Origin of the sequence: Sphingorhabdus sp. (assembly GCF_023910635.1) — a bacterium.
Classification (GTDB): Bacteria; Pseudomonadota; Alphaproteobacteria; order Sphingomonadales; family Sphingomonadaceae; genus Sphingorhabdus_B.
The window spans coordinates 1-22124 of the sequence record NZ_JAAVVZ010000024.1 but is presented as its reverse complement, the minus strand read 5'-3'; the positions used below and the strand labels follow the sequence as shown (position 1 = coordinate 22124).

The window sequence follows — 22124 nt, the reverse complement described above, 5'->3', positions numbered from 1 at the left end:
CCCAAGCATCGTATAGACATGGTCGATGGCTTTGCATTTATCAAGCAGCGACTGGCGACAACTTCTGGACTGGGCTGAAACCGCAGGGGACCATGAGTGTTGCGGTATATTGCGGGGGGAGGGGGATCGGGTCGCCGCAGTGGAGCTGGCGCAGAATGTCGCGACCGATCCTGCAAGGCATTTCGAAATCGACCCGGCCACATTGATCTCAGCAGGTAAGGACGTGAGAAGCGGCGGAATTCCTGTGTTGGGATTTTTCCATTCGCACCCCAATGGAGTGGCCGCGCCGTCCCCGACCGACGTCGCATCCGCGGCACCCGACCATCATATTTGGCTGATCATTGCCGATCGTGCGATCACGGCTTGGCAGCCTGTGATTGCAGGCGCTCGGGTGACCGGATTTACGCCCGTTACGTTATTGGTAGAGGGTTGAAACACCCGCCAACTCGGTTCATGAGCGACGGCATCACGCCCGATACCATCAGGAACTTTTTGTAATGTCCGAAACCGAAATCGATTTTGCCAGCCTGCTGTGCTCGCGCCTGTGCCATGACCTTTTAAGCCCCGTTGGCGCGATGAATAATGGCCTTGAGCTATTGGCGGACGAGCATGATCCCCAAATGCGGCGACGGTGCATGGATTTGCTGGCGGAGAGTGCAAAGGCGGCGGCCGACAAGCTGAAGTTTTTCCGTCTGGCCTTTGGTGCCGCAGGCGGGTTTGGCGCTGAAGTTGATCCCAAAGAGGCTAAATTGGTGATTGAGCCAATGGTGACGTCAAGCGGACGCACGGCACTTGAGTGGGCCGTGCCTGCGCAGATGATGCCGAAACGGGCAGTGAAAATATTGCTGAATCTCGTTCTGTTGGCCAATGACGCGTTGGTGCGTGGCGGGACATTGTCCGTGGGCGCCGAAGCGCGCTCCGGCGAGCAGGAAATTGTTATTCGGGCGAGTGGACCCAAAATCGTCATGGATTCGGCTATTCGAGAGGCCCTGACCGGTCAGCTTGACCCCGCAGCGGTGGACTCGCGCACGGCGGCGGCATGGATGGCGTATATGTTGGCAGTTCAAGGTGGTGGTATGTTGCAATTGGCAGAGCCCGATGCCGAACATCTGGTGATTGGCGCGCTGATCCGCGTTTAAGCTAGGGTCAGGACCTAGAGTGGACCGCGCATGCGGGACGCGGCGTAAGGAGTGTGCGGACCTGATATTGCACGTCGCTCCCGACTTACCTATGGTCCGGACATGACTATGATCTGGAACCCATCACCCAATTTCGGCGAGCGAAGCCTGCCCATCACTATGCTTGTCCTGCACTATACCGGCATGCAGTCGGGCGCGGCGGCCATTGACTGGCTGGCGAACCCGGCGTCCAAGGTTTCGGCGCATTATGTGGTCGATGAAGATGGGCAGCTGGTGTACATGGTGCGTGAGGAGCAACGCGCCCAACATGCCGGATTGTCGTATTGGCGCGGCGTAACCGATTGCAACAGCGCCAGCATTGGCATTGAGATCGTTAATCCGGGCCACGAATTTGGTTATCGCCCGTTTCCTGAGGCGCAAATGGATACAGTGACCCGATTGGTCGCGGAATTAGTCCGGACCTATGGGATTGAACCGCGCAATGTGGTGGGACATAGCGATGTGGCACCAGCCCGCAAAGAAGATCCGGGCGAGCTGTTCGATTGGGAACGGCTTGCCAAGCTTGGGCTTGCCATACAGCGACCAAGCGCAAATCTGGTTGACCCCGGCTGGCCGGACGCCGCATTTCTTTTGGCACTAGAACGTTATGGCTATGGCATAACCGATGGCCGAGCGGCCACAGTCGCATTTCAGCGACGGTTTCGCCCCGCAAACATCGACGGCGTAATCGACGGGGAATGTCGCGCCATCTTGTTCAGCTTGCTCTTGGCTGTTGAGGGCAATTCTGTTATCTGACGTGCGCCAGAGGGTTGGGCGACCGCCGCTTAGTGGGTAACTGCTAAGGGGAGGAAAGTCCGGGCTCCAGCGAGGAACGGTGCCGGATAACGTCCGGCGAAAGCAATTTTAGGGAAAGTGCCACAGAAAATAGTCCACCGCATTTCGATGCGGCCAGGTCGAAACGGTGCGGTAAGAGCGCACCGCGTTTCTGGTAACAGAAATGGCATGGCAAACCCCACCGGGAGCAAAACCGAATAGGGGCGGCATATGGCATCCTCCTGCCAGTCGCCCGGGTTGGTTGCATGAGTGCCGCAGCAATGCGTCGCCTAGATGAATGGTCGCACATCCGCCGAAGCTTTAGCGAAGGTGGAGGACAGAACCCGGCTTACAGACCCTCTGGCTTTTTACCCCATGCGCGCAAGTTCGCGCGACCAATATCGCCGACGGCTTGCATGCCTCCCCCCCAATTGACGCTAACGTCAATATTTACATATTGGCACCAATATGTTCTGTTCCATGCCAAGCTAATTCTGGAGGGCTAAGTCAATGGCGATTGTGCAACGTGCCAAGAACATCATCTTCAAACCGGCGGATGAATGGAATGTCATTGCTGCCGAACCTGCAACCCTTGGCAGGTTGTTCACGGGCTACGCAATGCCTTTGGCGCTGATACCGGCGCTGATGGGGATCGCCGCAGCTGTATTGTTTAATTCGTTGCTGTCTGAATATGTGGCGGGCGGGAGTGTGGAGCTTACGGCAAGCGATTTAGTGACGCAGACGGTCATGGGTTATGTGTTGGGATTGGTGTTGCTGATGGCAATGGCCTATTTGGTGAAGGCCATTTCGCCAAGTTTCAATGGCGGTAATGAGCTTATCCAAGCGACCAAACTCATCATATATGCTGGCACGCCTGCATGGGTCTTTGCGATATTTTTGATAATCCCATTTTTGGGTTTTATCGTCTATCTCGGCGGCCTGGCTTACTCGGTGTACCTGATCTATTTGGGTTTGCATCCCGTTTTGAGGGTTCCGAAAGAAAAAGTCGCTGGGATGACTGTAGTCGTCATTTTGGCGTATCTCGTTGGGTCGGTTATCGTTTACATAGTCCAACAATCTTTCACTGGCCTCGGCGGAGCGACCAGCACGCTGTCCGGCGCATAAATTGCGTTTACGCCCCTAGCAAAATGCGCATGCCGCCGCTAAGTCGGCGGCATGGTGCGATCTACGCGACGAAATGACTGGGGTTTTCCCCGCTGGCGCGGCTATGGCAGCAGCAGCGAGGCGCAGCAGGTGCGCCTGTGTGACCGATATGGCTGCAACAAGGCTGGAAACTGCCCCGCGCCAAAATCCCCTAACAATCCCGAACGATGGATGTTCTGTGAAGAGCATGCGGGCGAGTATAATCGCGGTTATGACTATTTTGAAGGCCTGACCAAGGAAGAAGCCGACGAGCGCGAGGCCAATGAGCGCCGGGATTCTTCGGGTTATAAGGAATCCGCGCATTATGGCTGGGCAGGGTCCGGCGATGGCAGCCGAAGCCGTGATGAAATGCATGCGCTTGATATCTTAGGCCTCGAAACCGATTCCACTTTTGACGACGCGAAAAAAGCTTGGCGCAAAATTGCCAAGGAAACGCACCCTGACGTGAACCCCGGCAACGGCGATGCCGCAAAGGCGTTTCAGGCAGGCCAGGCGGCATATGACGTCCTGCGCGTCGCGGAAGAACGCCGCGAGTGGAAGGGGTAGCTTCTTGTGCGGCCGAATCTGCGCGCCTATAGGGCGCGGGTGAACCTCGCTTCGACGCCTTTACGGAACTTTGCCGCTGTATTTATACTGATGGCATTGGCGATGCGTGTCATCATTCCGTCCGGCTATATGCCGTCAGCGGAACGTGGTTTTGCGCTTACCATCTGTGCGGGCATGGATACCCAAACCGTCTGGATGGATAAATCGGGCAAGCTGCACAAGGAAGACCCATCAAAAGGCAAATCGGTTGAACACCAACCTTGTGCCTTTGCGGGTGCTGCTATTGCGGGGAATTTTCCTGCCGCCGCTTTACCAGTTGCCATGGCGCCTGTTGCGCTGGCGATACCCGCTTTTGCCCAGCGCGAAATATCGGTTGGCGCTGGCTTAGCCGCGCCGCCACCTCCGGCCATTGGGCCACCTTCTTACATCTAAATCGAACGGCTGCTTTGCGGCCTATTTCTCGTTTAGATTTAGGAAAATATCATGAAATTTTTATCCATTTTGCGCGCCAGTGCGGCGTGCAGCTTTTGTGCGATCATTACCCCTGCAGCCGCTGAAGATGCTGCTGATGCCACAATCATTGTCACTGGTCGCGCCGCTGCCGACCAAGCCGAAGTCACGGCAAACCAGACCGCAGGCGGTACCGATATTGTCAGTCATCAGGATTATGCGGATAAGACTATTGTGTCGTTGCGCGATACATTGGCCTTTTCCCCCGGCGTATATACGCAACCACGCTTTGGGCAGGAAATCCGCATTTCCATTCGCGGTTCTGGCCTGTCGCGAGGGTTTCACATGCGCGGGTTGACGTTATTGCAGGACGGTATTCCCATTAATCTTGCCGATGACAATGGCGACTTTCAGGAACTTGAACCGATATTCTTCGACCATTTAGAAGTATATCGCGGCGCAAACGCCTTACGCTTCGGTTCCGGAACGCTGGGCGGCGCGGTTAATGGTGTAACGCCAACAGGGGATAATGCAGCGGGTCTCTACCTGCGCGGTGATGTAGGCAGCTTTGATTTTTATCGGGGCTTGGCATCGTTCGGCCTAGGTGACGAAGACGCCAACGCTTGGGCCGCGATTAGTGCGGATAGCCATAAGGGGGATCGCCAACATGCGCGGCGGGACTCTATCCGTTTCCACGGCAATGTCGGCTTACAAATTTCGGATATCATATCCACGCGATTTTATGGCAGCATTACCACGTTGGACCAGGAGTTACCGGGCGCGATGACTCGTGCAACGGCATTGACTGCCCCGCGCAGTGGCAATTTTATCGGTGATCAGGCGCGCGATATCGATTCGATCCGCATCCAGAACAGGACCCGGTTCAATTGGGGTAACAGCCATTTGGATGTCGGGGCCTTTTTGAATTCCAAGGAATTGTATCACCCAATTTTTCAAGTGGTGGATCAGGTGTCGACCGATCGCGGCGTATATGCCCGCTACGAACGCTCAGGTGATGTATGGAGTATGACATTGGGCGGTGAATCGCGTTGGGGGAGCATTGACGCAAAGCGTTTCGTGAACCTGAACGGTAAACGCGGGGTGCTGACATTTGACGCCGATCAGACGGCGCGTACGACCAACATCTATGGTGAAATCAGGGTCAGTCCAATCGAGAACCTAACCGTGGTCGCAGGCGGCATTTACGCCGACGGATTTCGCAAGCAATCGCAAATTGTGCCCGCTGCGGTAACGGCGCAGGCGTCGTTTGATGCGGTGTCACCAAAAATGGGTGTGCTTTGGGAACCGGCTGGCGAAATTCAGTTTTTTGCGAACTACAGCAAATCAGCCGAATTCCCGACCTTTGTTGAACTGGCACAAATTGCGGCATTCGTTCCGGTGCGTGAACAAACCGCGTGGACCACGGAGCTTGGCACGCGCGGGACATTGGGATGGGTAAGCTGGGATGTGGCGGTTTATCGCGCCAATATCAAAAGGGAGATGCTTCAGTTTACAGTGGGACCGGACATCCCCGCGGCAACCTTTAACGCGGACAAGACACGTCATCAGGGCGTCGAAGCTGCGTTCAGCGCCACGCCGACCAATTGGCTGCGCTTTCGGCAAATCTGGCAATATTCGGACTTTCGATTTGTGGGGGATGCCCAATATGGCGACAACCGGCTTCCGGTGGTTCCGAAGCATGTTCTGCGGTCTGAGCTTCGGCTGGGCGGCGATAAACTTCATATTTCGCCAAATGTTGAATGGGTGCCCCAAGGTGCTTGGGCGGATTATCGGAACACAACCCGTAATGCCGGTTACACATTGCTTGGCGTGTCCGCAGGCGCGCGCATCAAAAACGGTGTCGATATATTCGTCGATGCTCGAAACTTGGCCGGCGTGAAAGCCATTGGCGACGTGTCGGCAGCGGTCGTGGCGACGCCAGCTTCGGCCATTTACTATCCCGTGGAACGCCGGGCCATTTATGGCGGCGTTCGTGCGCGGTTTTAGGAGGTAGGGCATGGAAAATACATCATTCTACCGCACAATCTGGCGCTGGCATTTTTATGCCTCTTTGTTCGTCATGCCGCTGGTGCTTGTGCTGGCAACAACGGGCGCAATCTATTTGTTCAAGCCGCAATTGGACCGTTGGCAGGAGCGCGCATTTAGCAATCTTTCGACCCATGGGTCCGTGTCCCCCAATGCACAACTTGCCGCGGTCATCGACGCTAATCCGGGTGCGCAGTTTCATAGCTATCGGTTGCCCGCACGTGACGGGGACGCCGCAATGATTCATATCGGGTTAGCCGATGGCCGGTCCATGCGTGACGTCTATGTGTCGCCGCAGGGCAAGGTTTTGGGCAGCATCGACCCTGATAGTCGCATTTCAGCAACGGTCGCGCGCATTCATGGTTCGCTTTTGATCGGCAAAATGGGGGATTGGATTGTTGAGCTCGCGGCCTGTTGGGCCATAGTGATGATCCTGTCCGGTCTGTATATGTGGTGGCCACGCGGGCAGGGCCTTCAGGGCGTTGTGTGGCCCAGGCTTGGCAAGGGCAAGCGTATACTCCTGCGCGACCTGCATGCGGTGACCGGCTTTTGGGTTTCGGGGCTCGCGCTTGTTTTGCTTACCACTGGACTGCCGTGGGCAAGTGTCTGGGGCGATGCCTTTCGACTAGCAAGAGCGGAGCTAGGCCTTGTCCAAGGCGCGCAAGACTGGAAAACAGGTAGCCATGCCCCACATGCCGAGCATGATCACGACGCCATGATGAAAATGCAGGCTGCTGGGATACCGCTTATTGGCCTCTCCGACATGGTGGCCAAGGCGAAATTGGAAAAGCTGCCGCATCCCGTTTTAGTAAAGCCGCCGGGCGCGCCGGAGCGTTTTGGTCCACCAACGCCAATGGCTTGGACGATCAAGTCGGAGGCGCAAAACCGGCCACTAAACCGCAGTATCAGCTTTGATGTTGCAACGGGTAAGGAGATGTCGCGGATGGGCTTTGCGGACAAGCATGTCATTGACCGCGCCGTGAATTATGGAATTGCATGGCATGAGGGGCAGCTTTTTGGCTGGATCAATCAGCTTGTCGGTGTTCTCACCGCGTTGGGCCTGATCACTTTGGTCATATCGGGCTTTATGATGTGGCGGCGGCGTAAGCCCGCTGACGCGCTTGGGGCCCCCATTGCCCCAGCACTGCCGCCGAAAATACGCGGGGTGGCGGTGATCATCGCTGTAATGGCCATATTGTTGCCATTGCTTGCCGTTTCATTGCTGGCTTTATGGCTGTTTGACCGGTTGCTATTGCCCCGCCTACCGGCCTTTGCGATTTGGCTGGGGATCAGGCCAGCTCAGATTGCGTAACGCGCTGCTGTTTGGCGGATAAGCGCAATCATATTGGGAATGCCCTGCGTTCGGTTTGAACTGAGTTGGTTCTTCAGGTCAAACGGGGCGAGGGCATTTTCGATATCCGTGCCCAAAATTTCGGTGGCGTTCTTGCCGTCTACCGTCTTGAGCACAAGCGCAATGATGCCCTTGGTGATCGCGGCATTGCTGTCCGCCATAAACGAAAGCTGATTATTGTCGGTGACGGGATAAACCCAGACATTTGCCGAGCAGCCCCTGACCAAACTCGCATCGGTTTTCAGCGCACCGGGCATTGGGGCCAGTTCGCGACCAAGATCGATTAACAAACGATAGCGGTCGTCGGCTTCGAGGAATCCATATTCTTCTTGAATGTCGGTGAGTGTGGTCATGGCCACCCGCATATGGCCGCAGGGTTTAGATATCAATCCCTGCGGCGATAGCCTCAAGCTTTTTAACGCGCTCTTTTAAGTCAGCGACTTCGATACGCGAGGTAGCCGACGGCACTGGCGCGTCGCTGCTGCGGCGGGCAATGTCCAACTCGGCATGCTTCAGCGCAATCCAATCGCGCCATCCGCGCAACCCGAGCGAAGATACAATCCCGACGGACAGCACCGCAAAAGCGCCGATAATGATGTAGAAATTGGGATCCTGTTCCATGGTTCCTTCCTTTCGATCCGCGCGCCGTTACCGGCTGCGCAGTTCCTCTATCTGACGGTTAAGATCATTGGCGCTGTTATTGTCGGTCGCGATGCGCTCAAGCACCTGAATACGTTCTTTCAGTGTCTTGATCTCGTCCTGCATCTGCTGTGTTTCTGCGCTGTTCAACAGGCGATGGGTCTTGGTGCCCATAAAATCCTGATCTTCAACAATGCCATGCTTGGCTTTTTGCTTCGTCTGGATAATCTTGCCGATGGTGACGATCAGTATGATTGCCACAACCATTTCAAACGGACCCATAAAATATCTCCCTTAGATCAGGTCTTGTTGCGGCGTCACCGACTTAGGCGGTAAGCTTCGCAACTCTTCGATTTCCTTTGCAACGCTGTAGCCTTGGTCGGTGATAATGCGTTCGAGAACGGCGACGCGTTCTTCGAGTATCCCCTGCTTCGAGGCATATTGCGCCGCTTTTTCGGCAACGTTCTGTGCGTTCAGTTCGAGCTGTCGTTGCTTCAGCTTGAAGAAGGGCAGGACGAACACACCGCCGAAAACGGCAAGCAGGCCGCAGCTGATGCCCAGGATGGGAATGATGAGGGGGTTGATGTCCATTTTTCGCCCCTTCAGTTCGACGGCCCGCGAAGGGCCTCTATTTCTGATCTCAGCCTGTGGCTGTCGTCTACGACGATTTTCTCGACGTTCGCCAACCGATCCTTTATCGACCCAAGCTCCGCGCGCAGTTGCGCATTTTCCTGACTCAGCAGCTTCACGCGTTCAACAGCCTCCTGATCATTTTTGGGATACACGGCCTGACCCCATGCCCCATCGAGCGGATAGCCGTTTTTGATACGCATCCATGTCGTTAGCACCCATCCGGCGCAGATAGAAACAACGCCCATGCCTATCATCGGACCAATGGCCGTTATCATCGCGAGTTTATCGGGGTCCATATCATGCCTCCTGTTTTAACGAAGTCGTTCGATTTCTTCGGACAAACGCCCGGCCTTATCCGTCACAATCCGTTCCAGAACCGCGACGCGTTCTTCCAAATGCCCGATCTTGCCATTCAGCGTTTCATTCTCGTTGCTCAAAAGCATGATCTTGCGTTCGGCTTCGGGATAGTCGCCATCGGTCAGCGCTGTTTTACCGCCCCATTCATCTTCTAAGGGATAGCCATGTTTGGCGCGGATCCAGTTGTTGACCAGCCAACCAACCGTCAACAGCGCAACAATTGCGATGACGAAATTTGGTCCACCAAAGCTCATTATAAATCCCTCCACGGTAGGCGGCGGGTCATTGGACGAATTGGGGTGTCGCGATAATCAACACGCCAATTGCGGCGGCCGGCCTGACGCTTTTTCTGCGCGAAATGGCGGTAAGTGAACCAACCGATAAGGCCAAGAATGATGAGCGTGAACATATCTTATTTCCTTCTTAAGCCCTTGGTTAACGGAGGCTTTCGATTTCGTCGGCCAGCTGCTTATTGTTGCTGACATAATAAGTTTCCATTTCGGCCAAGCGATGGTCGATTTCCCGAAAGCGTGACCGAATGTCGCGGGTGGTGCGGGCAGGCGATTGACGTACGCCTTGCCAAAATTTCTGCTCTTCACGGTCGTCGGTATACAGATGCACAGGCTTTTGATCGGCCATCCAAGCTGCTGCGATGTAAAGCAAGATTGGCCAGCCCTGTCCTATTGTAAGCGCAATTATGCCGAGCCTGAACCAAATTGCATCAATCCCCGTGTAATCGGCTAAGCCGGCACAGACGCCCTTCCATTTGGCATTTTGTTTATCGAGATAGAATTTGGTGTGTTTCCCTGACATTTCAGCGGTTCCTTTCCAGCCTACGTATATTTTCTGGGTCAAAATCTGGCGTATCGAGTTCGATGCGGCGTGGTTGCCAATCGGGATTCTCCTGCGCGACCAAGCGCTCAACAGTGTCGAGGCGATCTTCCAAACGGCGGGCCAGTTCGTGCATATCGCCCAGCATTCGTTCATCATCATTGGTCAGCGTCGCGGCAGTTTTCCAGCGCGTCACATAATGGAGTACGAGCCATGGGAGTGCGACAAATAGCATTCCGACGACCATAACGGGGACAAGTATGTCTTCCATGGCTTAGCCTTCTTTCTTGTGGTCGGCCTTCATGGCCTTTTTCATTTCTTCCAGCTCGGCGTCGACGACATCGAAGCTCTCAAGCGCTGAGATTTCGTCACCCAAAGTGCGCGGCGTGTCTGACCCGATGGAGAGTGAGTCCGCATATCCCTGCGCTTCATCGACGCGGCGTTCGAGGACGTCGAAGCGGGAAAATGCCTCGCGGACCTTGTCGCCATTGTACATCGTGCGCAGCTTGACTTGATTTTCGGCGCTTTCCAAGCGTGTCATCAATGCATTCTGGCGGCTGCGGGCGTCGGCAAGCTTCTTCTGCAGCTTGTGAATATCCTGCTCAGAAGCCTTCAGCGCATCGTTCAGAACATCGACCTCCGCGGTTAACTGCTCCTTCATATCCGTCGCTTTGCGCTTTTCTAATAAGGCGGCTTTCGCAAGATCCTCACGGCCCTTTGACAGTGCCAGATGGGCCTTGTCGGTCCAGTCGGTTTCAAGCGTGTTCAACTTGTCGATATGGCGCCGCAGTTCTTTCTGGTCAGCAATGGTGCGCGCAGCAGATGCTCGAACCTCGACCAGCGTTTCCTCCATTTCCAGAATGATCATGCGGATCATTTTGGCTGGGTCCTGTGACTTGTCGAGAAGATCGGTCACATTGGCGGCGATGATATCGCGGGTTCGTGAAAATATGCCCATTGGGTAACTCCGATAATGTGTATTGGTGACTTCATTCAAAAAGGTGGCGACCGGGTGCCTTTGGCAGGGGGAGGGAGAGCTGGGGCACTCCGGTCGCAGGTTATCGAAGTCAGGCAAGATAGCTGACAACGATTGGCCTATTCGGTTGGGTGTGTGCGCTGATCTCGGCGACGCCGCGGTGGTTCAGAACCGATACGGCATAGCTTGTAAAGATCATCGTGAAGGATAAAGCGACCGCTAACCAGAGACGGCTATCTTGTCCGTTTGGATAATGGCTGGTTTCGATATCTTTGCGCATTCTATGTATTCCCTGTGTTACTGACTTGCAGGATACAATGCAGGGACTGTGCCAATTCGTGTTTTTGTTGCATTTCTGCCATTACTCAAAATTTATGCGGGGGAGCTGCTAGTAATTATTGCCACTCTATGGTGAAATATGCCAATGTTTAAAAATGGATCGGGATAGCGTTCAATTCATTGGCCAATCAACAGCATTTTTGGATGCCGTGGAACGTGCAAGCCGTGCTGCACCGCTCAATCGACCTGTATTGGTCGTAGGAGAGCGCGGGACGGGCAAGGAGTTGATTGCCGAACGTCTCCATCGCCTGAGTGCGCGCTGGGATGGGCCTTTGGTCACCATAAACTGCGCGGCTTTGCCAGAGACGCTGATTGAGGCTGAATTATTTGGCCATGAGTCAGGGGCATTTACCGGCGCGACGCGGGCACGCGAAGGCCGTTTCGAAGAGGCCGACGGCGGCACGCTGTTCCTTGATGAACTTGGTACCTTAAGCATGGGCGCCCAGGAGCGGCTATTGCGGGCGGTGGAATATGGGGAGGTCACGCGCATCGGTTCATCCCGACCCATGCGCGTTGACGTGCGGATTGTCGCTGCGACCAATGAACATCTGCCCCATATGGTCGACAAGGGGCGGTTCAGGGCCGACTTGCTTGACCGGCTATGTTTTGAGGTCATCACCTTGCCGCCGCTACGTGTGCGCGAAGGCGATATCGAGGTTCTGTCCGAATATTATGGACGCAAAATGGCAGCGGAATTGGGCTGGGATGGCTGGCCCGGATTTGGCGAAGTCGCAACGCGCGCATTGGAAAACCATCTCTGGCCCGGCAATGTCCGCGAACTGCGCAATGTTGTGGAGCGCGCGGTATATCGCTGGGCCGACCCGGCACAGCCAGTTGACTATATTCAATTCGACCCGTTCGACAGCCCATGGCGGGGCGGGGTGGCCGCTTCTGCGCCTGCGCAGGTGCAGGCCGATAATCAGAACAATGTCGCCGAACCGCGTTACTCAACGGACCTAAGCCAAGCAGTGGATGTAAGGGATTTCCGCGAGGCGACGGAGAAGTTTGAAAAATCTGTGTTGGAGCAAGCGCTGGCAAAGTGTCGTTATAACCAGCGCCAGACGGCAAAAGCGCTCAATCTCAGTTATGACCAGTTGCGCCACACGTTGAAAAAACACGATCTTTTAGGATAAAAAAAGGGGCGGCATGTGCCACCCCTTCTTTGCAATCCAGATATGCGGATTTAGCCGCCGTTAAAGCTGACCATCGTGTACAGCATCGGGATCGATAGCAATGTGTTCAAACGCGATGTCATCATCGCGGTGGTAGCTGCCTTCGCCTTTGTCGCGTCATCGGCTTCAACAATGCCGAGCGCCTTTTTCTGGTTTGGCCAGATGATGAACCATACGTTGAACGCCATGATAACAGCAAGCCACATGCCAACGCCGATCAGCTTATAAGGATCTTGCAGGGTAAATGCTTGATGCGCGTAGCCAGCCTGAACGGCAATGATGAGGCCGAATAACACCGTGAGTGCCGCGCCCCAGCGGAAGAAGAACAACGCCGATGGGGCGATATGCTTCGAAATACCTGGCTTTAGTTCAGCCGGGACTTTTGGCATGGTTGGGATTTGCACGAAGTTGAAATAGTACAATAATCCGATCCAGACGATCCCGAAAAATGTATGCAGCCAACGCGTGATGGATTGTGCCGTGACTCCGTCTCCGTCCAAGCCAAACATTACTGCAAATGACAGCACTAGCCCGGCGACCAGCACCAGATGAAGATTTCCAAAAAATTTCGCCATGTTTTCTCCCCTAGGCATTCAGGCGGTATTGCCGCTGATGCGATGATGCCTATCTGTATGGTAGAGGCTTGTCACATATTTTCTGCGTTAGCAGTGCGTGACCGACGGAACGGGGACTGTCCCGATGCGTTTGCTTCTGAACCATCCGATACAGAAAGATAAGCAATGTCATTCCTTCTCCCCGACCTGCCGTACGACACATCCGCCTTTGGTGATCTCATTTCCGCCGAGACATTCGACTATCACCATGGCAAGCACCACAATGCCTATGTCGATAAAACCAACATGTTGATTGCCGATGATGCCGCCTTGACAGGCGCGTCTTTGGTTGAAGTCATAACCGCTGCCAAAGCGCAAGAAAACAAGGGGTTGTTCAACAACGCCGCGCAAATTTGGAACCACAGTTTCTACTGGAAATGCCTGACGCCAGAGCAGCAAGCACCGACGGGCAAGCTGAAAGCGGTGATTGATGAAAGCTTTGGTAGCCATAAAGACATGGTGGCAAAGCTGAAAGAAGAAGCTGTTGGCCATTTCGCCAGTGGTTGGGCGTGGTTAGTTCTTGACGGAGACAGGCTGAAAATCACGTCGCTGCATGACGCCGATACGCCCGTTGCGCACGATATGAAGCCGTTGCTGACGATCGATGTGTGGGAACATGCTTATTATATCGATTATCGCAACGCCCGCCCGAATTACGTCGATGCTTTGTTGAACAAGGCAATCAACTGGGAATTTGTTGCTGAAAATCTCGACGGTAACGGAGCATCACGCGCCGACCAAAACTAGGTCCAGACCCTAGCGCTTATCCCTGCGGCGGAAGCTCGGCATCATCGCCGAGCTTCAGGCCGTGGCGTATTAGCATAGGGATATTGGCCAAGGCGAAAAGGAAGGTGAGGGCGGTTACACCCCACACTTTAATCGAAAGCCAAGTATCGAACGAAAACCATTCGGGTCGACGGAAAATCTCGTTCAATCCCGCCAGCGCGAGAAAAAACAGCCCCCAGCTTAACGATAGCTTTAACCAGCCAGCTTCGTTCAGACCCTGATAGGCTGCCTCCAGAATATATTTCAGCATCGCCTTACCACGCATCCACCCGCCAATGAGCAAGGCCGCAAAAAACACATAGATTATTGTCGGCTTGATCTGGATAAAGCGTTCGTCGTGAAACCAGATCGTTAGCGCGCCGAAGAATATGCCCAAGGCCGCCGTTAGCTTCAACATCGGTGAAATCTTGCCGAGTTTAACCTTTGACACGATCACCGCAACGATGATCGCAGCCATAAACACCATCGTACCGATAATTGCGCCCTGTTTTGGGTCGGTGTCGGAACTGCCAAACTTGGACGCCACAAAAAACAACAATAACGGTCCGAAATCGAGGACGAAGTTAAGCTTGCCCGATGGCTTTTGTGTTTGAGTGACTTCGCTCACAATGAACCACCGCTGATGGCGCGGGCAACATCTTGCGGGTTGAATGGCCGCAAATCATCAATAGCTTCGCCCACGCCAATGGCGTGGATGGGCAATCCGAATTGTTTTGCCGCCGCGACCAATATGCCGCCGCGCGCGCTACCATCCAATTTTGTCATAACCAGTCCAGTCACGTCTGCGACCTCTTTAAAGGTTTCAATCTGTGACAACGCGTTTTGACCCGTTGTGGCGTCAAGGACGAGGACGACATTGTGCGGTGCGGCTGGATTCAGCCGACCCAAGACGCGGCGGATCTTGGCAAGTTCATCCATAAGCTCGCGTTTGTTTTGTAATCGGCCGGCCGTATCAACGATCAGGACATCAATCCCTTCGGCTGTTGCCTTTTTGACGGCGTCAAACACCACGCCCGCCGCGTCGCCGCCTTCGGGGCCTGTAACAATCGGCACGCCAACGCGCTCTGCCCAAATCTTCAACTGGCCAATAGCGGCTGCGCGGAATGTATCGCCCGCCGCCAGCATGACGCCATAATCCTGTTCCAGAAACAGATTGGCAAGTTTTGCGATGGTCGTTGTTTTGCCTGAACCGTTAACGCCAATGACCAAAATGACTTGAGGGCGCGGGAAAGCGTCAATTTCCAGCGGGGAGGCAACTGGCGCAAGGACCGAAGCAATTTCATCCTCGACGATCTGCCTTATGCCATCGGCATCAATACCCTTGTCAAACCGGCCAGCGGCAATCTTGTCCCGGATTACTGAGGCCATGGCTGGGCCAAGATCAGAGGCAATCAGAGCATCCTCAATCTCGTCAAGGTCGCTTGCGTCAAGCTTTGCCTTGGTAACAAGCCCGGCGATATTCTCGGTCAGCTTACCTGAAGTTTTTTTAAGGCCGCCGAACAAACGGTCCGTCCACCCAGCATTCTCACTCATTCGATAACCTCTGCCTGTAAAATTCCGTCTTGGATATGCGTGACACGGACCGATACGATACGGCCTTCCGGCATCATCTTGTCGAGCTTCAGATAGGCGAAATTTTCGGCATGACCAGCCAATCCGCCGCTTTCGACGGCAATATCTTGAACGGTGCCGATCAATGCGTTCATCCACATGGCTTTTTCAGCGGCGACTGCATCGCGCAGGGTTTTGGCGCGGGCCTTGATAATCTGTGGCGGCAATTGCGGCATGCGCGCCGCTGGCGTGCCTTTTTTGGACGAATAGGGAAATATATGTCCATGAACGATGCCGCATTGGCGCACGAGGTCCACGCTGTTGGCAAACATTGCGTCATCCTCGGTCGGGAAACCGGCGATGATGTCAGCGCCAATGGCAATGTCGGGCCTTTTTGTTTTTAATCGCGCAACAAGGTCAATCGCCAGTTCACGGCTGTGGCGCCGTTTCATGCGCTTCAGGATCATGTTGTCGCCTGCCTGCAATGACAGATGGACATGCGGCATGACTCGCGCTTCGCTGGTCAGCAGGTCAAACAGCCGTGCGTCAATTTCTACGCCGTCAATGGACGAAAGACGAAGGCGCGGAAGGTCTGGCACAAGCTTTAAGATGCGCTCAACAAGCGAGCCTAGATTTGGCCGTCCCGGCAGATCATGGCCATAGCTGGTGACATCGACGCCCGTCAGCACGACCTCTTGAAAACCCGTGTCCACCAGCTTTTGAATATGTTCGATAACGCTACCGGCTGGAACAGAGCGGCTGTTGCCCCGGCCATAGGGTATGATGCAAAAGGTGCAGCGATGGTCGCAGCCATTTTGCACCTCAACAAAGGCACGGGTTTTGCCCGCGTAAGCGGTGACAAGATGCGGTGCGGTTTGCGCAATTGTCATAATGTCCGACACGACAACCGGGCGGTCCGGGCGATTGATTATCTCGCGCAGCAATGCGGCATTCTGTTTCTCATGATTGCCGAACACACCAGCCACTTCTGGCATGTTTTGAAAGGTTTCAGGCTCCACTTGTGCCGCGCAGCCAGTTACCCATAAGCGGGCATCGGGGCGGCGTTTATGTGCTTGCCGAATGGCTTGCCGCGTTTGGCGCACGGATTCATTGGTGACGGCGCAACTGTTAATGATCACAATGTCTTCATGCCCTGCAAGTTGCTCGGCCAAGGCATTGCTCTCGGCGAGGTTCAGGCGGCACCCCATGCTGATAACTTCAGGCTTCTGCAGCGGGGTATTCATCCAAAATCATCCCAATTGGCTTGTCCGCTAAAGACATAAGTCGCGCTGCCGGTCATGATAACTGGCTGCCCCGGTGCCCATGCGATGGTCAAGCTGCCGCCCGATTGGTGGACGATAACAGGTGACGAAGCCTTGCCTTGCCTGATCGCGGCAACAGCCGTCGCGCAGGCCCCTGTGCCGCATGCGCCCGTTAGACCCGCGCCGCGCTCCCATACGTTCAGGCGGATTTCATAGCCGTCAACGGACGCGACATTGACATTTACGCGTTCTGGAAAGGCGGCGTCATGCTCAATGATTGGGCCAAGCCGGGCAAGATCAACCGCATCGGTGTCGTGCACAAAGAACACGGCGTGCGGGTTGCCCATGTTCACCGCCATCGGGCTTTCCAGTTCTTCCCACGCAAGGGGCAGGGCGCCACTGTCCATGGCAAACGCGAGCGGAATGTCCTGCCAGTCGAATTTGGCTTCACCCATGGAAACGGTTACATCGTTGCCGGACAATTGCCCGGAAATAATCCCGCCCTTTGTTTCGATTTTTAGGTCTCGTTTCAACAAAGCAACGACGCAGCGCGAGGCATTGCCACATGCTTCGACTTCGCTGCCATCCGCGTTAAAAATGCGCATGGCGACATCGGCAACTTTGGAGGTAAGCAAAAGGATGAGCTGATCGCAGCCAATGCCGATCTTCCGATCCGCAATCGCCCGCGCGCGGGCAGGGGGTATTTCCATCTGACATGCGCGCGCATCAATAATGACAAAGTCATTACCCAGTCCATGCATCTTGTGAAATTCGCCTTTTGCCATCCACGGCGATTTAGGGGCTGCAGGCCGGAGTGTCCACCGCTCATGCTGGGTATGCGGAACAGGCCTTCAATACGCCCCGTGGTTCGCCACTTTGGCTTTATGCTTGGTATGGGCTGGGTTAAGTCGATAAAGCTTCGGAAAAAGGTCATTATCGATCAGCAGGTTGCGAGCCTGGTCGATGTTCAAGGGGTGGCCAAACAGGGCACCTTGACCCTTGCTACAACCAAATTCCTTCAGTTTTGCAAGAACATGGTCGTCTTCGACACCTTGGGCGATAATCGGTACCTGAAGGGTTCTGCCAAGCCCAGCAACCGCCTGCACAATAGCTGCGCTTTCAGCATTATCCAGCATCGATGAGACACAGCTTCGGCCGATCTTTATCCGATCAAACGGCAGCGCACGAAGATGGGCAAGTGAACTGTCGCCTGTGCCGAAATCGTCCAGTGCAATCTGGATGCCTTGGCTTTTAAGGCTCCCTATTGTGGACTGCGCGATGCTGAGATTGCTGAACAGCGCGCTCTCTGGAATTTCCACTTCGAGCCGATTGGCTGGAAAACCGGTTTCGACAAGCAGCTTGAAGATCTTTTGCGCCAGCCAAAGATCCTTTAACTGGGCTGGCGAGATGTTGACCGAAATAGTGAGGCTTGGATCCCAGTTCTTCGCTTCCAGCAACGCTTGTTGGAAAATGGTGATGGACAAATCATCATTCATCCCGGTTTCGTCGGCGACTGGTATAAGGTCGTCAGGTGAATCTAGGCCACCGATGGGGGATACCCAGCGCGCTAGCACTTCAAAGCCAACCAGTTCGCCAGTGTGAAGATCAACCTGCGGTTCAAAGAAAGGCACGAATGCCTTAGTCGATATGGTGTCGCGATTATCGCTCTGTCGCGGGCTGCGTGATCTTGGCTTAATGTCCATATTGTTGTCGAACCAGCGATATCCGTTACGCCCATTCGTCTTCGCAGCATATAACGCGATGTCCGCACGGCGCATCAGGACATCAATGGCAGCACAATCCCGCTCTGGTCGGCTGATGCCAATGGACGCCGTCACCATTTGTGACGCATCGGCGATGGCAACTGGCCGCGCAAAGGCTTCGATAAGATGTTTGGCGATCTTGTCGACCGTGTCAGGAAATTCAGGTTCGAACATCAGGCAAATCACGAATTCATCTCCGCCCAACCGCGCGATGACGCTGCTCTGGGGGACAACCTCGCGCATTCGGTCGGCCGCTTCGCGTAGAACAATATCTCCGCTGTCATGGCCGTAAGTGTCATTCACTTTTTTGAAGCCGTCGAGATCGATCATCAGGAACGCGATCGACTTGCCTAGGCGCGACGCGCGGGCGATCATTTCGGATGTCTTTTCCTTAAAGGCACGCCTGTTGTACAAATTCGTTAAAGGATCGGTCATCGCCAGATGTTGTGCCCGCACCTCTGCTTGACGGTAAACTTGGATTTCATCGCTTAAGGCATTGGTGCGACGCCAAGTTAAGAGTATGAGCGCTACATTGAGCAATAAGGCAGTCACCATGATCTGGTTTGTCCCTTCGCCATAGCCCATGAATGTGCGCACAATTTGGGAGCCCAATTGGCCGCCAATAGCCACAAATAGCGCAAGCGCCGCAAACAGGACAAAGCTGCGAATTGGACCATTTCCATCCCGCGGTTTGCGCGGAGGCGGATATCTGTCAGGTAGGATTTGTTGCGATTCCATTATCTTTCCGATCGCATCCTTTATCGCCGTAAATGGTCAATATATCGTTAATCCAAAAAGAGGCGTCGTTTTAAGAAACACATGTTGCTTGATGACCCCGGGCGGAATGATTTGCATTCGGATGACTAGGTTGGTAATCACCATGTCAAGGCAGGACATCTGTCATTCAATTTTTGTTGGAAATCCGTAGTTTCCAGGCTGGTTGGCGAAGATTCGCTCACCGGCTTTTTGTTCGTTTATGCGCCATATGGGGCGATTTGGTAAGGAATGTCGATGTTTGACAAGCTGAGTGACCGGTTAGGAGGGGTGTTTGATCGCCTGCGCGGTCGCGGTGCGTTGAACGAAGCCGATGTGCGTGAGGCGATGCGCGAAGTGCGCGTTGCCTTGCTTGAGGCTGACGTTGCGTTGCCTGTCGTCCGTGAATTCATCGACAAGGTGACCGAGCAAGCCGTCGGCGCGCAAGTGTTGAAGTCAGTCACACCCGGCCAGCAAGTCGTCAAAATCGTCAACGACGCGCTTGTTGAAATGTTGGGCGCTGAACAAAGCGACCTGAACCTGGCCGTTGCACCACCCGCGATCATCATGATGGTCGGCCTTCAGGGTTCGGGTAAAACCACTACGACCGCAAAAATCGCGAAGATGTTGAAGACGAAGCAGGGCAAGAAAGTCCTGATGGCGTCGCTCGACGTTAATCGTCCGGCTGCGCAGGAACAATTGGGCACGCTCGGTACGCAGACTGAGGTCGCGACCTTACCCATCGTTCAGGGGCAAATGCCTGTCGATATTGCCAAGCGCGCTATGCAGGCGGCAAAGCTACAGGGCTTTGACGTCCTCATCCTCGACACCGCTGGTCGTTTACATGTTGATCAGCAACTGATGGACGAAATGCAGGCGGTGGCGAAGGTTTCGGTGCCGCAGGAAATTCTGCTGGTCGTGGACTCGCTCACGGGTCAGGACGCGGTGAATGTTGCGAAAAGCTTTGGCGAACGCGTTAATCTGACCGGTATCGTGTTGACTCGTATGGATGGTGATGCGCGCGGCGGTGCGGCACTGTCGATGCGCGCCATTACGGGTAAGCCAATCAAATTTGCGGGTGTCGGCGAGAAGCTGGATGCGATTGAAGCATTCAACCCAAGCCGAGTCGCTGGCCGTATTTTGGGCATGGGTGATGTCGTCGGCTTGGTCGAACGTGCGTCCGAAATGGTCGAAAAGGAGGATGCCGACAAGCTGGCCGCCAAAATGGCCAAGGGTCAGTTCGACATGGACGACCTGCGTATGCAATTTCGTCAAATGACCAAGATGGGCGGCCTTGGCGCATTGGCTGGCATGATGCCTGGCATGAAAAAGGCCAAGCAGGCGATGGACGCCAGCGGTATGAACGATAAGTTGCTTGTGCATATGGACGCCATCATCGGTTCGATGACACCGAAAGAACGCGCCAAGCCAGAATTGTTGAACGCCAAGCGCAAGATCCGCATTGCCAAAGGATCTGGCTTGACGGTGCAAGACGTCAATAAGCTGATCAAAATGCACCAGGAAATGGCAAGCGCCATGAAGCGTATCCGCAAAATGGGAGGGCTTAAGGGCCTTGCTGCGATGTTTGGCGGAAAAGGCGGCGCAGATCTGGGTGGCGCGATGGAGGGAATGCACGGCCTTCCCCCCGGCGCGATGCCGCCCGGCATGGGTGGATTTCCCGGAATGGGCGGCGGTGGCGGGATGCCACCTGACCTCGCAAGGCTTTTGAATAAAAAGAAATAATATACTGTTTAGTTTAGATATTTTAAGAAAGGTGAGTTAGTTTTATGGCATTATCAATGCGTTTGTCGCGGGGCGGTTCGAAAAAGCGCCCTTATTATAAAATCGTCGTGGCCGATGCCCGCGCACCGCGCGATGGGAAGTTCATTGAGCGTATCGGCAGCTACAACCCACAGCTTCCCAAGGACAGCGCCGAGCGCATGATCCTCGATGCCGAACGCGCAAAGCATTGGCTCGCCGCTGGTGCACAGCCATCGGACCGCGTCGCCCGCTTCTTGGACGTCGCTGGTGTTAAGGAACGTAAGGTCAAGAGCAACCCAAATAAGGGTGAGCCAGGCCAGAAAGCCAAGGATCGCGCAGAAGATAAGGCAACCAAGCTGGCCGAAGCTGAAGAAGCTGCCGCCGCAGCAGCCGCTGCTCCAGCACCTGAGCCAGAGCCTGAAGTCGTAGCCGAAGAAGCGTCTGCTGCTGAAGAAGCTGCGCCAACTGAAGCTGCCGCCGAAGAAGCGCCTGCTGCTGAAGAAGCTGCGCCAGCCGCTGAAGAAGCAACTGAAGAAAAGGCCGAGGGCTAATGACTGCTCCCCTCCCGCAGGCGGGAGGGGTCGGGGGTGGGCTTCCATCCTCGAAAGCAGATCGCGCGCCTATAGCGAGCTCCACCCCTAACCCCTCCCGCTTGCGGGAGGGGAACGACCAAGTCGTCACGCTTGCCGCCGTCTCTGGCGCGCACGGCGTGACGGGTGAAGTCCGTCTCAAGCTGTTTGCAGATAGTCTGGACAGCTTGAAACATTACAAGAGCTTCAATGATGGGGCGCTCACGGTAAAGTCGCTCCGCCCGACCAAAGATGGCGCAATCGCGCGCTTCGCCGAAATCAACGACCGCAACGCCGCAGAAAAACTACGCAGCACATTGTTGACTGTCCCGCGCGAAGCCTTGCCAGCATTGGGTGAGGGCGAATATTATTATAGCGACCTTTTAGGCCTGCCATGCGTATCCACCGACGGCACTGACCTCGGCACCTGCGTGGCTGTCGAGAATTTCGGCGCGAGCGATGTCCTTGAAATCCAAATGCCCCCTTCTGCCGACGGCAAGCCAGGCAGAAAGTTCATGGTTCCGATGACTGCTGATGCTGTGCCCGAATGGGGTGCCCAAGCCGACGGGCGTATCGTCATTGACGCGGCTTTCGTGATTTAGTATATAC

General features: G+C 54.8%; 30 protein-coding genes and 1 other RNA gene. 14 read left to right on the top strand and 17 right to left on the bottom strand.

Going from position 1 to position 22124, the window contains the following annotated elements; genetic code table 11:
• Positions 1-25: 25 nt before the first annotated feature.
• The 9 genes from HEQ34_RS11975 to HEQ34_RS11935 all read left to right on the top strand — a co-directional run bounded on the left by HEQ34_RS11975 (position 26) and on the right by HEQ34_RS11935 (position 7470).
• Positions 26-433, top strand: coding sequence for a M67 family metallopeptidase (locus HEQ34_RS11975; protein ID WP_296200730.1), 408 nt, complete (start codon positions 26-28; stop codon positions 431-433).
• Positions 434-497: 64 nt separating this feature from the next.
• Entirely contained in the window at positions 498-1139 is a 642-nt protein-coding gene (locus HEQ34_RS11970) for a histidine phosphotransferase family protein (protein WP_296200729.1), read from the top strand.
• Between the two features lie 102 nt (positions 1140-1241).
• On the top strand, positions 1242-1934 hold the full coding sequence (locus HEQ34_RS11965) for an N-acetylmuramoyl-L-alanine amidase (protein ID WP_296200727.1): 693 nt from the start codon (positions 1242-1244) through the stop codon (positions 1932-1934).
• A gap of 6 nt (positions 1935-1940) precedes the next feature.
• Positions 1941-2320: RNase P RNA component class A (gene rnpB, locus HEQ34_RS11960), an RNA gene on the top strand.
• A 142-nt stretch (positions 2321-2462) separates the two neighbouring features.
• Positions 2463-3077 carry a Yip1 family protein gene (locus tag HEQ34_RS11955; protein ID WP_296200726.1) on the top strand — a complete coding sequence of 205 codons (615 nt, stop codon included), beginning with the start codon at positions 2463-2465 and terminating at the stop codon, positions 3075-3077.
• Between the two features lie 51 nt (positions 3078-3128).
• Positions 3129-3662, top strand: coding sequence for a J domain-containing protein (locus HEQ34_RS11950; RefSeq protein ID WP_296200725.1), 534 nt, complete (start codon positions 3129-3131; stop codon positions 3660-3662).
• 6 nt (positions 3663-3668) lie between these two features.
• Complete coding sequence (locus HEQ34_RS11945; RefSeq protein WP_296200723.1) at positions 3669-4094, top strand: hypothetical protein; 426 nt, start codon at positions 3669-3671, stop codon at positions 4092-4094.
• Between the two features lie 51 nt (positions 4095-4145).
• Positions 4146-6119 (top strand): TonB-dependent receptor, encoded by a 1974-nt coding sequence (locus HEQ34_RS11940; protein ID WP_296200721.1) that lies wholly within the window; start codon positions 4146-4148, stop codon positions 6117-6119.
• A 10-nt stretch (positions 6120-6129) separates the two neighbouring features.
• Positions 6130-7470 (top strand): PepSY domain-containing protein, encoded by a 1341-nt coding sequence (locus HEQ34_RS11935; RefSeq protein WP_296200720.1) that lies wholly within the window; start codon positions 6130-6132, stop codon positions 7468-7470.
• Here the strand turns inward: HEQ34_RS11935 and HEQ34_RS11930 are convergent.
• The 11 genes from HEQ34_RS11930 to HEQ34_RS11880 all read right to left on the bottom strand — a co-directional run bounded on the left by HEQ34_RS11930 (position 7458) and on the right by HEQ34_RS11880 (position 11225).
• Entirely contained in the window at positions 7458-7862 is a 405-nt protein-coding gene (locus tag HEQ34_RS11930) for a SufE family protein (RefSeq protein ID WP_296200718.1), read from the bottom strand. The two genes, HEQ34_RS11935 and HEQ34_RS11930, sit on opposite strands and share 13 nt — an antisense overlap.
• 25 nt (positions 7863-7887) lie before the next feature.
• A complete protein-coding gene (locus HEQ34_RS11925) occupies positions 7888-8130 on the bottom strand; it encodes a hypothetical protein (protein WP_296200716.1) in 243 nt (80 codons plus the stop codon).
• A 27-nt stretch (positions 8131-8157) separates the two neighbouring features.
• The gene (locus HEQ34_RS11920) at positions 8158-8430 is read right to left on the bottom strand and encodes a hypothetical protein (RefSeq protein WP_296200714.1); all 273 of its coding nucleotides are present in this window, start codon (positions 8428-8430) and stop codon (positions 8158-8160) included.
• A 12-nt stretch (positions 8431-8442) separates the two neighbouring features.
• On the bottom strand, positions 8443-8739 hold the full coding sequence (locus tag HEQ34_RS11915) for a hypothetical protein (protein WP_296200712.1): 297 nt from the start codon (positions 8737-8739) through the stop codon (positions 8443-8445).
• 11 nt (positions 8740-8750) lie between these two features.
• Positions 8751-9056, bottom strand: a complete 306-nt coding sequence (locus HEQ34_RS11910) for a hypothetical protein (RefSeq protein ID WP_296200756.1) — start codon at positions 9054-9056, stop codon at positions 8751-8753.
• Positions 9057-9092: 36 nt separating this feature from the next.
• The gene (locus HEQ34_RS11905) at positions 9093-9392 is read right to left on the bottom strand and encodes a hypothetical protein (protein ID WP_296200710.1); all 300 of its coding nucleotides are present in this window, start codon (positions 9390-9392) and stop codon (positions 9093-9095) included.
• Positions 9392-9547 carry a hypothetical protein gene (locus HEQ34_RS11900; protein WP_296200708.1) on the bottom strand — a complete coding sequence of 52 codons (156 nt, stop codon included), beginning with the start codon at positions 9545-9547 and terminating at the stop codon, positions 9392-9394. The genes HEQ34_RS11905 and HEQ34_RS11900 overlap by 1 nt, the downstream gene beginning before the upstream one ends.
• 26 nt (positions 9548-9573) lie before the next feature.
• The gene (gene pspC / locus HEQ34_RS11895; RefSeq protein ID WP_296200706.1) at positions 9574-9951 is read right to left on the bottom strand and encodes an envelope stress response membrane protein PspC; all 378 of its coding nucleotides are present in this window, start codon (positions 9949-9951) and stop codon (positions 9574-9576) included.
• 1 nt (position 9952) lies between these two features.
• Complete coding sequence (gene pspB / locus HEQ34_RS11890; RefSeq protein ID WP_296200704.1) at positions 9953-10240, bottom strand: envelope stress response membrane protein PspB; 288 nt, start codon at positions 10238-10240, stop codon at positions 9953-9955.
• A 3-nt stretch (positions 10241-10243) separates the two neighbouring features.
• Entirely contained in the window at positions 10244-10927 is a 684-nt protein-coding gene (pspA, locus tag HEQ34_RS11885; protein WP_296200703.1) for a phage shock protein PspA, read from the bottom strand.
• Between the two features lie 109 nt (positions 10928-11036).
• Positions 11037-11225, bottom strand: a complete 189-nt coding sequence (locus HEQ34_RS11880) for a hypothetical protein (RefSeq protein ID WP_296200701.1) — start codon at positions 11223-11225, stop codon at positions 11037-11039.
• Between the two features lie 154 nt (positions 11226-11379).
• On the opposite strand from HEQ34_RS11880, the gene pspF reads away from it, so the two are divergent.
• Entirely contained in the window at positions 11380-12417 is a 1038-nt protein-coding gene (pspF, locus tag HEQ34_RS11875) for a phage shock protein operon transcriptional activator (RefSeq protein WP_296200698.1), read from the top strand.
• 50 nt (positions 12418-12467) lie between these two features.
• Here pspF and HEQ34_RS11870 read toward each other — a convergent pair whose 3' ends face one another.
• Entirely contained in the window at positions 12468-13031 is a 564-nt protein-coding gene (locus HEQ34_RS11870) for a urate hydroxylase PuuD (RefSeq protein WP_296200697.1), read from the bottom strand.
• A 165-nt stretch (positions 13032-13196) separates the two neighbouring features.
• Between HEQ34_RS11870 and HEQ34_RS11865 the strand changes: the two genes are divergently transcribed.
• On the top strand, positions 13197-13817 hold the full coding sequence (locus HEQ34_RS11865; protein WP_296200695.1) for a superoxide dismutase: 621 nt from the start codon (positions 13197-13199) through the stop codon (positions 13815-13817).
• A 16-nt stretch (positions 13818-13833) separates the two neighbouring features.
• Here the strand turns inward: HEQ34_RS11865 and HEQ34_RS11860 are convergent, their stop codons facing one another.
• From HEQ34_RS11860 to HEQ34_RS11840, 5 genes are all read right to left on the bottom strand, one after another.
• Positions 13834-14463, bottom strand: coding sequence for an inner membrane-spanning protein YciB (locus HEQ34_RS11860; protein WP_296200692.1), 630 nt, complete (start codon positions 14461-14463; stop codon positions 13834-13836).
• Complete coding sequence (gene ftsY, locus HEQ34_RS11855; protein ID WP_296200690.1) at positions 14460-15389, bottom strand: signal recognition particle-docking protein FtsY; 930 nt, start codon at positions 15387-15389, stop codon at positions 14460-14462. The genes HEQ34_RS11860 and ftsY overlap by 4 nt, the downstream gene beginning before the upstream one ends.
• Positions 15386-16639: a tRNA (N(6)-L-threonylcarbamoyladenosine(37)-C(2))-methylthiotransferase MtaB gene (gene mtaB, locus HEQ34_RS11850; RefSeq protein WP_296200754.1), complete on the bottom strand. Its 1254-nt coding sequence runs from the start codon at positions 16637-16639 to the stop codon at positions 15386-15388. The genes ftsY and mtaB overlap by 4 nt, the downstream gene beginning before the upstream one ends.
• Positions 16640-16647: 8 nt before the next feature.
• Positions 16648-17454: a diaminopimelate epimerase gene (gene dapF / locus HEQ34_RS11845; protein ID WP_296200689.1), complete on the bottom strand. Its 807-nt coding sequence runs from the start codon at positions 17452-17454 to the stop codon at positions 16648-16650.
• A gap of 66 nt (positions 17455-17520) precedes the next feature.
• Positions 17521-19170, bottom strand: a complete 1650-nt coding sequence (locus HEQ34_RS11840; protein ID WP_296200687.1) for an EAL domain-containing protein — start codon at positions 19168-19170, stop codon at positions 17521-17523.
• A gap of 273 nt (positions 19171-19443) precedes the next feature.
• On the opposite strand from HEQ34_RS11840, the gene ffh reads away from it, so the two are divergent.
• The 3 genes from ffh to rimM are packed head-to-tail and all read left to right on the top strand — an operon-like array spanning position 19444 to position 22117.
• On the top strand, positions 19444-20928 hold the full coding sequence (gene ffh / locus HEQ34_RS11835) for a signal recognition particle protein (RefSeq protein ID WP_296200686.1): 1485 nt from the start codon (positions 19444-19446) through the stop codon (positions 20926-20928).
• Between the two features lie 44 nt (positions 20929-20972).
• Entirely contained in the window at positions 20973-21497 is a 525-nt protein-coding gene (rpsP, locus tag HEQ34_RS11830; protein WP_296200684.1) for a 30S ribosomal protein S16, read from the top strand.
• Complete coding sequence (gene rimM, locus HEQ34_RS11825) at positions 21497-22117, top strand: ribosome maturation factor RimM (protein ID WP_296200682.1); 621 nt, start codon at positions 21497-21499, stop codon at positions 22115-22117. Before rpsP ends, rimM begins: the two co-directional genes overlap by 1 nt.
• Positions 22118-22124: the final 7 nt, after the last annotated feature.

Excerpts from the sequence above, each read along its gene's own strand:
- pspF (WP_296200698.1), top strand. The coding sequence starts at position 11,380 with ATGGATCGGGATAGCGTTCAATTCATTGGCCAATCAACAGCATTTTTG.
- rpsP (WP_296200684.1), top strand. The coding sequence starts at position 20,973 with ATGGCATTATCAATGCGTTTGTCGCGGGGCGGTTCGAAAAAGCGCCCT.
- HEQ34_RS11910 (WP_296200756.1), bottom strand. The coding sequence starts at position 9,056 with ATGATAACGGCCATTGGTCCGATGATAGGCATGGGCGTTGTTTCTATC.
- HEQ34_RS11955 (WP_296200726.1), top strand. The coding sequence starts at position 2,463 with ATGGCGATTGTGCAACGTGCCAAGAACATCATCTTCAAACCGGCGGAT.
- HEQ34_RS11920 (WP_296200714.1), bottom strand. The coding sequence starts at position 8,430 with ATGGGTCCGTTTGAAATGGTTGTGGCAATCATACTGATCGTCACCATC.
- HEQ34_RS11940 (WP_296200721.1), top strand. The coding sequence starts at position 4,146 with ATGAAATTTTTATCCATTTTGCGCGCCAGTGCGGCGTGCAGCTTTTGT.
- HEQ34_RS11935 (WP_296200720.1), top strand. The coding sequence starts at position 6,130 with ATGGAAAATACATCATTCTACCGCACAATCTGGCGCTGGCATTTTTAT.
- rimM (WP_296200682.1), top strand. The coding sequence starts at position 21,497 with ATGACTGCTCCCCTCCCGCAGGCGGGAGGGGTCGGGGGTGGGCTTCCA.
- HEQ34_RS11905 (WP_296200710.1), bottom strand. The coding sequence starts at position 9,392 with ATGAGCTTTGGTGGACCAAATTTCGTCATCGCAATTGTTGCGCTGTTG.
- HEQ34_RS11975 (WP_296200730.1), top strand. The coding sequence starts at position 26 with ATGGCTTTGCATTTATCAAGCAGCGACTGGCGACAACTTCTGGACTGG.
- HEQ34_RS11915 (WP_296200712.1), bottom strand. The coding sequence starts at position 8,739 with ATGGACATCAACCCCCTCATCATTCCCATCCTGGGCATCAGCTGCGGC.
- HEQ34_RS11950 (WP_296200725.1), top strand. The coding sequence starts at position 3,129 with ATGGTGCGATCTACGCGACGAAATGACTGGGGTTTTCCCCGCTGGCGC.
- HEQ34_RS11925 (WP_296200716.1), bottom strand. The coding sequence starts at position 8,130 with ATGGAACAGGATCCCAATTTCTACATCATTATCGGCGCTTTTGCGGTG.
- HEQ34_RS11870 (WP_296200697.1), bottom strand. The coding sequence starts at position 13,031 with ATGGCGAAATTTTTTGGAAATCTTCATCTGGTGCTGGTCGCCGGGCTA.
- HEQ34_RS11930 (WP_296200718.1), bottom strand. The coding sequence starts at position 7,862 with ATGACCACACTCACCGACATTCAAGAAGAATATGGATTCCTCGAAGCC.
- HEQ34_RS11840 (WP_296200687.1), bottom strand. The coding sequence starts at position 19,170 with ATGGAATCGCAACAAATCCTACCTGACAGATATCCGCCTCCGCGCAAA.
- pspB (WP_296200704.1), bottom strand. The coding sequence starts at position 10,240 with ATGGAAGACATACTTGTCCCCGTTATGGTCGTCGGAATGCTATTTGTC.
- HEQ34_RS11900 (WP_296200708.1), bottom strand. The coding sequence starts at position 9,547 with ATGTTCACGCTCATCATTCTTGGCCTTATCGGTTGGTTCACTTACCGC.
- pspC (WP_296200706.1), bottom strand. The coding sequence starts at position 9,951 with ATGTCAGGGAAACACACCAAATTCTATCTCGATAAACAAAATGCCAAA.
- HEQ34_RS11880 (WP_296200701.1), bottom strand. The coding sequence starts at position 11,225 with ATGCGCAAAGATATCGAAACCAGCCATTATCCAAACGGACAAGATAGC.
- HEQ34_RS11865 (WP_296200695.1), top strand. The coding sequence starts at position 13,197 with ATGTCATTCCTTCTCCCCGACCTGCCGTACGACACATCCGCCTTTGGT.
- HEQ34_RS11970 (WP_296200729.1), top strand. The coding sequence starts at position 498 with ATGTCCGAAACCGAAATCGATTTTGCCAGCCTGCTGTGCTCGCGCCTG.
- ffh (WP_296200686.1), top strand. The coding sequence starts at position 19,444 with ATGTTTGACAAGCTGAGTGACCGGTTAGGAGGGGTGTTTGATCGCCTG.
- pspA (WP_296200703.1), bottom strand. The coding sequence starts at position 10,927 with ATGGGCATATTTTCACGAACCCGCGATATCATCGCCGCCAATGTGACC.
- dapF (WP_296200689.1), bottom strand. The coding sequence starts at position 17,454 with ATGGCAAAAGGCGAATTTCACAAGATGCATGGACTGGGTAATGACTTT.
- HEQ34_RS11965 (WP_296200727.1), top strand. The coding sequence starts at position 1,242 with ATGACTATGATCTGGAACCCATCACCCAATTTCGGCGAGCGAAGCCTG.
- ftsY (WP_296200690.1), bottom strand. The coding sequence starts at position 15,389 with ATGAGTGAGAATGCTGGGTGGACGGACCGTTTGTTCGGCGGCCTTAAA.